This is a genomic window from Stenotrophomonas sp. STEN022 (assembly GCF_056760155.1).
Map to the genome: position 1 here is coordinate 20328 of NZ_JBRREG010000027.1, position 12249 is coordinate 32576.

Sequence of the window (12249 nt, forward strand, 5' to 3'; positions counted from 1 at the left end):
GCGGGAGAGGGGCTTCAAAATCCCGCATCTGATCGAGGTTCACACCATGTCTGAATCCACCGCCGCACCGGCGTTCAAGCCGAAGAAGTCCGTCGCCCTGTCCGGTACCGCTGCCGGCAACACCGCTCTGTGTACCGTTGGCCGCAGCGGCAACGATCTGCACTACCGTGGCTACGACATCCTGGACCTGGCCAACACCAGCGAGTTCGAGGAAATTGCCCACCTGCTGGTACACGGCAAGCTGCCGAACAAAGCCGAGCTGCGTGCCTACAAGGCCAAGCTGAAGGCGCTGCGTGGCATTCCCGCATCGGTGAAGGCCGCGCTGGAAGAGCTGCCGCCGTCGGCGCACCCGATGGACGTGATGCGTACCGGCGTTTCCGTGCTGGGCTGCGTGTCGCCGGAGAAGGACGACCACAATCACCCGGGCGCACGCGACATCGCTGACAAGCTGATGGCCTCGCTGGGTTCGATGCTGCTGTACTGGTACCACTGGAGCCACAACGGCAAGGTCATCGACGTGGAGACCGACGATGACTCGATCGGCGGCCACTTCCTGCACCTGCTGCACGGCGAGCAGCCGCGCGACTCCTGGGTCAAGGCCATGCACACCAGCCTGATCCTGTACGCAGAACACGAATTCAACGCCTCGACCTTTGCCTGCCGCGTCATCGCCGGCACCGGCAGCGACATGTACAGCGCCATCACCGGTGGCATCGGCGCACTGCGTGGACCGAAGCACGGCGGCGCCAATGAAGTCGCCTTCGAAGTGCAGAAGCGTTACGAAACCCCGGACGAAGCCGAAGCCGACATCAAGGCCCGCGTCGAGCGCAAGGAAGTGGTGATCGGTTTCGGTCACCCGGTCTACACCGTGTCCGACCCGCGCAACAAGGTGATCAAGGATGTCTCGCGCGAGCTGTCCGCCGAGCAGGAAAACATGAAGATGTACGACATCGCCGAGCGTCTTGAGTCGGTGATGTGGGACATCAAGAAGATGTTCCCGAACCTGGATTGGTTCAGCGCCGTCAGCTACCACATGATGGGCGTGCCGACCGCGATGTTCACCCCGTTGTTTGTGATTGCACGTACCGCGGGTTGGAGCGCGCACATCATCGAGCAGCGCATCGACGGCAAGATCATCCGCCCGAGCGCGAACTACACCGGGCCGGAGGATCAGATCTTCGTGCCGCTGGATAAGCGCGGCTGATGCCGAAGCATAGATGATGCGTGATGCCTAAAAGCCCCTCTCCCGCTTGCGGGAGAGGGGGTGGGGTGAGGGGAAGCTTCTAGCACGTACAGCCCGCTTCAAGCCCGTAGAAAAAAGCGAAGCAAAGCTGGAGCTCAAGCAAGAGCTCCCCCCATCCGCCCTTAGGGCACCTTCCCCCGCAGGCGGGAGAAGGGAAATGCCAGATTTCATGTGTTGCTGTGGGATTGCTGCAATCACACGCATCTTCGCAGCACTCCACCGCAACACCAGCAAGCCCAGACCCTCACAGGCCAGCCATGAATACCGATTACCGCAAACACCTCGCAGGCAGCACGCTCGACTACTTCGATGCGCGCGCCGCAGTCGATGCCATCCAGCCCGGTGCCTACGCCACGCTGCCGTATACCTCGCGCGTGCTGGCCGAAAACCTGGTGCGCCGCTGCAATCCGGCCACGCTCACCGATTCGCTCAAGCAGCTGATCGAGCGCAAGCGCGACCTCGATTTCCCCTGGTTCCCGGCGCGCGTGGTCTGCCATGACATCCTCGGCCAGACCGCACTGGTCGACCTGGCCGGCCTGCGCGACGCCATTGCCGACAAGGGCGGTGATCCGGCCAAGGTCAACCCGGTGGTGCCGGTGCAGCTGATCGTCGATCACTCGCTGGCAGTGGAATGCGGTGGCTACGATCCGGACGCGTTCACCAAGAACCGCGCCATCGAAGACCGCCGCAACGAAGACCGCTTCCACTTCATCGACTGGACCAAGCTGGCCTTCGAGAACGTCGATGTGATTCCGCCGGGCAACGGCATCATGCACCAGATCAATCTGGAGAAGATGTCACCGGTGATCTACCAGCAGGGCGGGGTGGCTTTCCCGGATACCTGCGTCGGCACCGACAGCCACACCCCGCATGTGGACGCGCTGGGCGTCATCGCCATTGGCGTCGGCGGCCTGGAAGCCGAGAACGTGATGCTGGGGCGCGCCTCGTGGATGCGCCTGCCCGACATCATCGGCGTCAAGCTGACCGGCAGGCCGCAGCCGAATATCACCGCCACCGACGTAGTGCTGGCGATCACCGAGTTCCTGCGCAAGGAACGTGTGGTTGGGGCTTACCTTGAGTTCTTCGGCGAAGGCGCTGCGGCACTGACCATCGGTGACCGCGCCACCATCTCCAATATGTGCCCCGAGTACGGCGCTACCGCGGCGATGTTCTACATCGACCAGCAGACCATCGACTACCTGCGCCTGACCGGCCGCGAGGAAGCGCAGATCGCGCTGGTCGAGAACTACGCCAGGACCACCGGTCTGTGGGCGGATGCACTGGAAACCGCGCAGTACGAGCGCGTCGTTGAGTTCGACCTGTCCAGCGTGGTGCGCAACATGGCCGGCCCCAGCAATCCGCACAAGCGCCTGCCGGTGTCGGACCTGGCCGAGCGTGGCATCGCCGACGAAGCCAAGCTGCTCAGCGGCAAGGGCGAGGAAGCCGAAGGCCTGATGCCGGATGGCGCGGTGATCATCGCTGCCATCACCAGCTGCACCAATACCTCCAACCCGCGCAATGTGATTGCCGCCGCGCTGCTGGCGCGCAACGCCAACGCGCGCGGTTTGACCCGCAAACCGTGGGTGAAGTCGTCGCTGGCACCGGGCTCCAAGGCGGTGCAGCTGTATCTGGAAGAAGCCGGCCTGCTGCCGGATCTGGAGCAACTGGGCTTCGGCATCGTCGCTTTCGCCTGCACAACCTGCAACGGCATGAGCGGTGCGCTGGACCCGAAGATCCAGCAGGAAATCATCGATCGCGACCTGTATGCGACCGCTGTGCTGTCGGGCAATCGCAACTTCGATGGCCGCATCCACCCGTATGCAAAGCAGGCCTTCCTGGCCTCGCCGCCGCTGGTGATCGCCTACGCCATCGCCGGTACCGTGCGTTTCGACATCGAGAAGGACGTGCTGGGTGTGGATGCCGACGGCAAGGAAGTGCGCCTGAAAGACATCTGGCCAAGCGATGCCGAGATCGACGCTGTAGTGAAGGCGGCAGTGAAGCCGGAGCAGTTCCGCAAGGTCTACAACCCGATGTTCAACGTGCGCGTCGAGCATGGCGAGAAGGTCAGCCCGCTGTACGACTGGCGTCCGCAGAGCACCTACATCCGCCGCCCGCCGTACTGGGAGGGTGCATTGGCCGGTGAGCGCACGCTGCGTGGCATGCTGCCGTTGGCGGTGTTGCCGGACAACATCACCACCGACCACCTGTCGCCGTCAAACGCGATCCTGCTGTCCAGCGCGGCCGGCGAGTACCTGGCCAAGATGGGCTTGCCGGAAGAGGACTTCAATTCCTACGCCACCCACCGCGGCGATCACCTCACCGCGCAGCGCGCCACCTTCGCCAATCCCAAGCTGTTCAACGAGATGGTGCGCAACGAGGATGGCAGCGTGAAGCAGGGCTCGCTGGCGCGGGTGGAGCCGGAAGGCAAGGTCATGCGCATGTGGGAAGCAATCGAGACCTACATGGAACGCAAGCAGCCGCTGATCATCATCGCCGGTGCCGACTACGGCCAGGGCAGCTCGCGTGACTGGGCCGCCAAGGGCGTGCGTCTTGCGGGTGTGGAGGCGATTGCGGCTGAAGGTTTCGAGCGTATTCACCGCACCAACCTGATCGGCATGGGCGTGCTGCCGTTGGAGTTCAAGCCGGGCACCAACCGCAACACGCTGGGCATCGATGGCACCGAGAGCTATGACGTGATCGGCCTGCGCACCCCGCGTATCGATCTGACCCTGGTCATCACCCGCCGCAACGGTGAAGTGGTCAGGGTGCCGATGACCTGCCGCCTGGATTCGGACGAAGAAGTGGCGATCTACGAGGCTGGCGGTGTGTTGCAGCGGTTTGCGCAGGATTTCCTAGAGAGTGTTGCAGTTTGACCGGTCTGGCTCGGATGCTGGAAGCAGTACAGGTTGAGGTGGGGCAGGCATTCTCCATTCGGCTTGCCTGCGACTACTTCTTGTCCTAGGGCTTGGGGAACGTCTGAACAATCGGCTAGGCCACGCTGATTTCCCACGATCGAGTCGACACCACGTGCTACAAGTCGGGAAGCAGTAACTTCCTGTTCAATCTTTGCGCTGCAGGACGGCTTTCCCCGTCCTGCAGATACAACTACCCCGCCGTCGGTAGCAATTGCCGCCGCACCATCCACAAATTCGACAGCGCGAACAGCGCAAGTACCTGCGCTGCGTCCTTGGTCAGGCCGCGATAGCGCACCTTGATGTAACCAAACTGGCGCTTCGCCACCCGGAACGGGTGCTCGCCTTTGGCACGCACACTTGCCTTGAAGTGCTCCCAACGTCGTGCATGCTTCAAGCCGCATTTGTTCTCGATCACGCGCAGCTTGGAAGGCTTCTCGGCTATCAAGAACGCTGCTTTGATGTCCTGCAGCTCCGCGCGGTTCGCTGCGCCGGTGTAGCCACTGTCGCCGTAGACCTCTTCTTCGCCGCCATGCAACAGGTGCTGCACCTGGGTCACGTCACCGACGTTGGCTGCAGTGCAATGCGCATGGTGGACGAGCCCGGAGTGCTCATCAACGCCAATATGCGCCTTCATCCCGAAGTACCACTGACTGCCCTTCTTGGTCTGATGCATCTCCGGGCCACGCTTGCCGTAGTCATTCTTGGTTGACGATGGCGCGTTGATGATCGTTGCACCTACGATGGTTCCGGCGCGCAGGCTCATACCCTTACGCGCAAGGTGCGCATTGATCTGTTTGAACATTGCTGCTGCCAGTTGATGCTTCTCCAGAAGACGCTGGAAGTTGAGGATGGTCGTCTCATCGGGAATTTCTTCCAACCCGCCGAGTTGAGTGAACTGGCGCATTACCGGGGTATCGCACAGCGCTTCTTCCATGGCCGGATCGCTCAGTGCATACCACTGCTGCAGCAAGTGGATACGCAGCAGGGTTTCAAGCCGATACAGTTGCCGGCCTGGGCCGCGTGTCTTTGGGTAGTGCGGCTCGATCAACGCCAACAGAGCTTTCCACGGCACAACCTGCTCCATCTCGGACAGGAATATCTCGCGCCGTGTGCGCTTGCGTCCGCCTTGTTGCTCGGCGTCGCCACAGGTCAGTTGCATGGGGCGGTCAGGCTCTCAAATCGAGGTTTGCAGTCTGACAGCTTCGGGGGCGTTGTTCAGACCTTCCTTAATGGTAGCAAGTGGGTAAATTCTGGTCTCATTCTCAGGGCGGCGAGGCCGACGTTGCGCTGATAAGCGGTGCCTGTCTGCGCGACCGCAGTGAATAAGTCTATTGTGACAGCGTCTGCACTGGTTAAGGGAATCTTGTTTGGTTGTAGAGCATAGAGGCGGTGATATTTCTCGCCGAGAAACTTCCAGTTTTCGCGCAATCAAGAGGAGCGTGTAAGCAATAATCAAGCATGTCGTCCCCATGCCTATTTCGGTATCGAACCTATCGAGGACGTGGCGGCAATTGCTGGCAGAGATGGCCTCTTTGCCTGCAGGACGGAGCTCCCTCCTGCAGTGTACAGCCCGGTCGGGAAAGCCCTGATTCCTAGCCCGTGTTCGGTCGTTCGGGTTCAATCAGGAAAGAAATTTAAGCTATTTGTCCAAGTATTCTCAATGACGCTACTTTAATGCGAACAGCGCGGTGCAGAAGCGGGCGTTCCTGTTGCGGATTGCGTCTGTTTGGTAGTCGTAATCGATTTGCACCAGAGGGCCGAAGTAGCGCTCACCCAACACTTGCAGTTGTTCTGGTGAGAACGGACGAATGCGTTCCTTGGTTTGGAGCGTGTACCCATCGAACGAACCATGGAGCCGGTAGCGACGCTCGATTATGTTGGTGCCGCCGGTGCACTGTTGAATTCGGCTGTGGCGAACTAACCAGCCCGTTGTGCTGTGTCTTGCGTAGTCACGGCGCCAATGGCCATCTCCGGATTGCGGCTGCGGAATGAATGCGTCCAATAGTACATGACCACCAGGCGTCAGTGCGGCTCGAATACCGTCAGCGCAGCGCTGCCAGTCGGAGTCGCTTAAGAGATAGGTGCAAAGGGAGTAGGGCATCAACACCAGTTTGAAGTGGCTTCTCAGGGCGATCGCGCGGATGTCCATTTGCAGCAGCCCGGTGGACGGTGCGCATTCTCCTTTCGCATGGCATAGCATTGGCAGGGATGCATCAATGCCAATGGCGTCGATGCCGGCATCGATCAACTTGCTCAGTATGCGTCCGGTGCCACACCCCAGTTCAAGGATTGGACCTTTGTTTTTATTTGCGATCTGAACATAATAGGTGATGTCATCGAAAGTCATATTCGCGCCCATATCGATCGAGTATATCGGGGCAATGTGATCGTAGTTGTTCATTGGCGCGCGGTGTTGGCTCGTGTGATGGTTTGCAGTAATGCGATCAGCTTTTTTGCCCGATTCTCCCAAGAGTACGGGGTGATGTCGGTGAGCGCGCGCGCTTCCATTTCTTCCCGCCTTTTTGAATTGTTCAATAGCTCTAGGATGATAGGCGCCATTGCTGAAGTTGACTTTGCACGGACCAATGCTGGTGAGTTAAGGTCTTCAAGCCCGCGAGCACCGCTGGCGGTGGTGACCATTACCTTGCTGTGTGCCAAGGCTTCAAGTACCTTTATAGAAGACCCCTCAATTTCTCCTTGTGCATTAATTGCTAATGTGCAGGTTGCATATTGTGGGGTAGGGTCGACATGCTCACCTATAATTTCCACGCCCGGTGGTATCGGAAATGGTGGGCTCTGCATGCCTTCGCAGCGCCCGGCAAGCACTCGCAGCCGCAAGCTTGGTCTTTCTCGTATCAACGTCGGCCAGCAATGTGTGAGGAAGTCCCGTAGGCCGGCATGATTTGGAGGGTACCTTAGAGGCGCGACCATCAACAGTAGCTCCGGGTCTCCAGGCGGGCGAGCTGAATTGGGTGGGGAGAGATGTTTGAGGGATGCACCATTTTCTATGGAGATCTGCACTGGATGTGACCAAAAACCAAGGTCATTGGCGACGGTGACGATTAGTGCCGTAGCACGATCGATGCTGGCTTGTACCCGGTCTCTTGCTGCCTTGGGAAGATCGCGACCAGCATCGTGTAGTGTCCAGATAAAGGGCACTTCCGGTGGCAGTGCTTCGATAAGGCCGACGCACTCAACATGCTCGAAGCAGAGGACGTCCGGTGGTTGCGTGGACAGCAGCCATGCCAGTGCGCCCGACATTCCTTCGTGTGCGTGCGCTGCCCAGCGTTTTTCTAGCTCATTGCCAGTATCGGGTCGATGCGGGATTGAGTAGATTTGGCGGAAGATATGATCGTCATTGGTTGCCGCGTCAGCTGGACTGGTGGCCTCATCTTGCAGTAGGGTCCAATCAATCATGGGGCTGCTGGCGCGGATCAATTCCACAATGCGTCTTGCGCCGCCATGTGCGGGTGGAAGTATTGAAAACGGTGATACGAGTAAAGCTTGCAAACAGCCCGGCCTTCGTCTTTGTGGCGTTGGGTAGCGGCCGCAGTGCAGCCATCGGGCAAAGTGCTTGATATTGCTTTTGAGTGCGACTCTTCTTGCCCGACGATGCTCGGTATCGAGCCGCCATAGTATTCGGCGCAATCGTTCATGCAACAGTGGTCCGCCACGGGAAGCTGCGAACAAGTCGCCGTAGCGAAAGCGGAAGTAGTCTAGATTGCGTTGAGATATCCGTTTTATTTCCGCCTGGGAATGGTATCTATCAATTGTGGCGTGTTGCATATGTACGCCGCGGGATGCTGGGCAATGAAGCACCAGTAAATTGTCGGCCCAAGCCCGTAGCCCCCAATCTGCATCTTCGAAGTAGAACGGTGCATAAGCTGTGCTTTCAGTGACGTAGCGCTGCAAAGGCGCGCGTTGGAATAGTGAAGCTCCCCCGCCTGCATATACATGGCTGCGTACAGCTTCGTCCGGCACTATGAGGTCGTGAAGTTCCAGACGCGCGTCCTTGTCTACAACAGGTACTGTCCAGCCGGTTTCCTCGCGTCGCTGGGAGGTGTCGTATGGGAGGATTTGACTGGCGATGGCGAATACATCAGGCGATCTCCATTGCATTATCTTGACGAGGGCATCTGGCTCCAGAAGCATGTCGCTGTTGAGTAGATAGACCCATGGTGCGCGTGCTTTTCTGAGTAATGCGGCGATTGCAGAGTGGTAGCCGAGCGGACGACGCTCGTGTCGCCAGTGAACGTTGGCGTAAGTGGTCCGCAGCGTGCGATAGTCTTGGATGTCAGCGCCGTTGATGAGCACATGTACAGAGCAGTTGATCTTCAGTCTGTTCTTGGCAATTTCAACTGCTTTTAACGAGTGCTCCAAGAGGTCTGGACGGCCGCGCTCGGGGATGAGTATTTCCAGGTCTGTGGCGGTTGATGTTTTCAAGAACAGCGTGCCTCAAATAGGGCGAATCCCAACTCTCGCGAATCGCGGCCAAGTGCCAGTGCAGCGGGGGACGAGGCCTTGGTGCACTTGAGCTCTGCGTACAATGTGTCCTCCCCAGCGGGAAGTTCAAGGTGTAGATCGATCTGGCAACCGGGAGTGGCGCTTTGGCGATAAGCGAGTTTTCCGTCAAGATACAGTTCAAAAAAACCATCCTTTTCATTCTGTGCAGCCAAGACGCCGCTAAGGTGGAAATGGCGTGCTTGTGAAGGACGATTCAATAGAAGGGCGGCCTCGGCTGTGCTCCAGCGGGTGTTGCTGTCGTCGAGCGGGTGCCAGCCGCGGATTAGCTGACTCTCGCTGGCGCTGGCGCCAGCGAGTGACGTGGTAGGCGCTTGTGGACGGTGAGCAGTTTTGTAAATACACGCGTTACACGCGCGATGATCTCCTTGCAGATGTGCTTTTCGGAAATTTCTGTATCGTTCGCCGTGCCAAATACTATGGAGAGATTGCTGGTGCAAATTTCCCATCGATTCGCGTTCGGTAACTTCGCATGGAACCACGCTTCCGTCAGCAAGGATATGGACGGTTTCAAAAGGATCCTGACTGCATCCTGCCAGTTTGACCTCCTTTGGCAGTGGCCACGGCCATGCGATTGCTTCACTGCCAACCGATGTCGGCGGGTGGTGCAGCTCGTTTGAGGATATCTGCAGTTGCACGCTTGGCGCGATTGCCTGCGCTGTTTCAATTGCTGTGCGCAGGTTGCCTGCAAAGCCATATTCAAGGCTACCGTCAGCCGCATGCTCGGCGCTGGGTCCCATCGGTAGCGGGCTGCGCTCGATAAGTGGGTGTACCGCGAGTACTTCGATGTTATTGGCCTGTGCAAAGGCAGCTATCGCAGGCAACTCGTCCAGATTACTATTCATTGCGACGAAGGCGAGGTCGAGCGCGAATCGTCTGCTGCGGCTTTTGTTCCGCCAGCTCAGAGCCTGCTGCAGACGCTCGTGCATCGCTGCAATCGAGGAAAATCCATAGATTTCGTTGAAGCGATTATCGTGCAGAGTGTGTAGTGAAACGGTAAGTCTGTTCAGTCCTGATTCGAGTGCAGCCTGGAGTCGGGTGGGGTTGAGTGATGCCAGTGCACTGACAAGTTCGACCTCTGCCCCGGTCGCTGCCGCCAGCCGGATCGCATCAGCAAGCCGCGGATAGTGTCCAGATTCGCCAGCGTAGTTGAGGCGAATGATACGGGGACGTATCAGTGTTTCGATCAACAGTCGGTATGTTTCGAAGTTCATGTGTTCGCCGTTGCCGCGAAGGCTCGCGCGGGTGCAAAAAATGCACTTGAATGGGCAGCGAGATGTCAGCTCGATCCACAATACCCTTGGCAAGGAATGGGTGCGAAGCGTTGCTAGATCATCAGGCTTCATGCGAGCTCATCCTTGCTGATCCCTGCTCCTTGCCATGCACGTACTGCCTGTTCGGCAAATATGGCTGTCCAGGTTGGGGATTGCTTTTGATTTTTGGAGAAAGGCAGGCGACCATTGGTCGGGACAGCATTCACAAGCCTGTCATATGTGCGAGCCCATTGCCGGTTCCCCCGTATCGGCCAGCCCAGCAATAGTGCAGCACGTAGCGTTTGTGCAATTACGTCGTTGCGTCGTGGTCCCTGGCCGATCGACTCGCGTAGACTCTCGATTCCGCCTTGGGCAACCAACAGGGAATGCAGTGCTTGATTGGCTATCTCTATCTCATCGAGCAGCCAGAGTCCTTCTATCGCATACAGTTGAGGATGCGCATGTTGATGCGGAGTGTTGAGCGCCAACGCTGTCAGGTTTCGAATTTTTTCATTTACTTTCTGTTGGAGAGGCTCTACATGTCTGATCCGAGCAAGTGCTTTCAACAGGAATGGACCTGACTGCCCTGACCAGCGTGGTATCGCCGGTCCCAGTATGCTGTGCAGCTGTGTGTCGTCAGCGAAGCAAACTAGTGCCGCGGTTACCTGTGGATGCAGGATTCTAGCGGTGGTACTCGCGCGCCGGTCGGCCCAGCGAGCTACCCCGTGCCAGAGCATTGCGTGATCGAAAAGGTAACGTGTTCGCTGGTACTCGATATCGCTGCTGCCGAGTCGGGTTGGCCAGGTACCCTCAGGCTCTTGTGCTGAGGTGAGCCAGGAAATGACGTTCTCGCCAGCAGCTTCGCTGACTGAGGGATGATCTGCAGCCCATCCAAGCCAGTAGCCAGCTATCTCAGGGTAGCCAAACTCAGCCACGTTACCATTGAAGCGACCTACTGCACCTCGTGGAAGCGCCTCATTGTTCTCTCTGGCCAAGTCGGTACTCAGCGCTGCCATAGCGTCAATAGATTTTGTCGAGTTTGTGAGTATCAGCGGCATTGTGGGTGGTGGCTATCTTGGCTACGTGGAGGAAGTCCTCGATGAAAGGGGGCTGCCTTTGCAGAGGCACAGCCACAGTCATGTGGAGAGGTATAAAATCGTGCAGGTCCGGGATGTATGGTTTGTGCGCAGCGCAGAGCTGAGATGATCGTGCTTGTCATATCCGCCGAATCACATGGTAGTGGCAGGGTGTGGCGGCTCAGCGAAGGCTCTGGACGTTCCGTTGCTTGGCGGAACATCAGAAGAGGCATGCCCAAATAAGGTGGTTCCTCACAGGTGCCCCCGGAGCCGTTCAAAACCAGTTTGGTGATACTCGTCGTATGGATCCATTGCGCGGGCGAGATCAGCGGCAGCCATCGAAGATCCGAGAGTGGCGCCTGTGCGCGATCGGCCCAGCGCAGATTGGGGAGGCTTGTCAGTGCAATGTGCGCACTTTGTTCTGTCAGTTTGTGCAGGCGGTGTGCCAGTCGGTGCGTCGGATTGCCAAGGCGCTTGCGCCGATGTATGTCCGCAAGCAGGTCTAGAGCCTTGCCTTTATGCCGGCGATTTGGCATCGGTAGCTGGTCGATGGCTGTGCTCTTGTTGCAGGTCCCGGAATACGGGGCTATGCATTCTTCCAGTAAGTGCTGCCGGGGCCGCAGGCTTCGTGCTAAATACGGGGCCGCAATTGCGCTGACAAGGCTGCGGTAGATGTCTTCGGGAAAAGGCTTGTGGAGACTGTCATCGCGTAAACCTGCTTCAAGATGCATTAGCGCTATGTCCTGGCGTTGACCAGCCAAAACGCCTGTATGAGCGGTCGCGGTGTCGCCCCGTACCAAAACTGCGGAGAGAGAGTACTCTTGGATTATCCAGCATGGCCTGTCAAATAAGGCGTCCACCAACTCACTTATACACAGCGGGTGTTGAAGTGCCGGGAAAACCTGCCAGGGTAAATGTGCTGCGTCTGTCGATGGCGCTGACCACTGGCTGCTCCAGCACCACAGCAATGGTATCCGAACATTATCGGCTAGAAGCGCAACTTTTAACGCCTCATGTCGCATGCCGGCGAACAATAACAATCGGGCTGAGGTCATGCCGACGGTCCCCTTGTCCGTTGCTGATAGGTATGATTCTGCTGTAGAGAGCGAGTGCCCGCGAGAGTACCTCAATCTTTGCTGTATGTAATGTTTCTGGTCGAGACGCGTATTCCTGCGCCAAATCGTCGGTCTGGCGAAACTTGGGGACTTCATCACCGTTTGAATAGCCTTGCGGACAGGCTA

At 58.2% G+C, this 12249-nt stretch carries 8 protein-coding genes; 2 read left to right on the top strand and 6 right to left on the bottom strand.

Features of this window, described 5'->3' with window-relative positions; all coding sequences use genetic code 11:
* Positions 1 to 46 precede the first annotated feature (46 nt).
* Together prpC and acnD are read left to right on the top strand one after the other, a co-directional pair.
* The gene (prpC, locus tag ACVOMF_RS07835; protein WP_481508773.1) at positions 47 to 1204 is read left to right on the top strand and encodes a bifunctional 2-methylcitrate synthase/citrate synthase; all 1158 of its coding nucleotides are present in this window, start codon (positions 47 to 49) and stop codon (positions 1202 to 1204) included.
* Positions 1205 to 1500: 296 nt separating this feature from the next.
* Positions 1501 to 4116, top strand: a complete 2616-nt coding sequence (acnD, locus tag ACVOMF_RS07840) for a Fe/S-dependent 2-methylisocitrate dehydratase AcnD (RefSeq protein WP_481508774.1) — start codon at positions 1501 to 1503, stop codon at positions 4114 to 4116.
* A 232-nt stretch (positions 4117 to 4348) separates the two neighbouring features.
* On the opposite strand, the gene ACVOMF_RS07845 is transcribed toward acnD, so the two are convergent.
* The 6 genes from ACVOMF_RS07845 to ACVOMF_RS07870 all read right to left on the bottom strand — a co-directional run bounded on the left by ACVOMF_RS07845 (position 4349) and on the right by ACVOMF_RS07870 (position 12219).
* The gene (locus tag ACVOMF_RS07845; RefSeq protein WP_481508775.1) at positions 4349 to 5317 is read right to left on the bottom strand and encodes an IS5 family transposase; all 969 of its coding nucleotides are present in this window, start codon (positions 5315 to 5317) and stop codon (positions 4349 to 4351) included.
* Between the two features lie 507 nt (positions 5318 to 5824).
* Positions 5825 to 6559, bottom strand: coding sequence for a class I SAM-dependent DNA methyltransferase (locus ACVOMF_RS07850; protein ID WP_481508776.1), 735 nt, complete (start codon positions 6557 to 6559; stop codon positions 5825 to 5827).
* Complete coding sequence (locus tag ACVOMF_RS07855) at positions 6556 to 8601, bottom strand: glycosyltransferase (RefSeq protein WP_481508777.1); 2046 nt, start codon at positions 8599 to 8601, stop codon at positions 6556 to 6558. Before ACVOMF_RS07855 ends, ACVOMF_RS07850 begins: the two co-directional genes overlap by 4 nt.
* The gene (locus tag ACVOMF_RS07860) at positions 8598 to 10025 is read right to left on the bottom strand and encodes a radical SAM/SPASM domain-containing protein (protein ID WP_481508778.1); all 1428 of its coding nucleotides are present in this window, start codon (positions 10023 to 10025) and stop codon (positions 8598 to 8600) included. The genes ACVOMF_RS07855 and ACVOMF_RS07860 overlap by 4 nt, the downstream gene beginning before the upstream one ends.
* A complete protein-coding gene (locus ACVOMF_RS07865; protein ID WP_481508779.1) occupies positions 10022 to 10498 on the bottom strand; it encodes a hypothetical protein in 477 nt (158 codons plus the stop codon). Before ACVOMF_RS07865 ends, ACVOMF_RS07860 begins: the two co-directional genes overlap by 4 nt.
* 482 nt (positions 10499 to 10980) lie before the next feature.
* Positions 10981 to 12219: a UDP-N-acetylglucosamine 2-epimerase gene (locus tag ACVOMF_RS07870; protein ID WP_481508780.1), complete on the bottom strand. Its 1239-nt coding sequence runs from the start codon at positions 12217 to 12219 to the stop codon at positions 10981 to 10983.
* Positions 12220 to 12249: the final 30 nt, after the last annotated feature.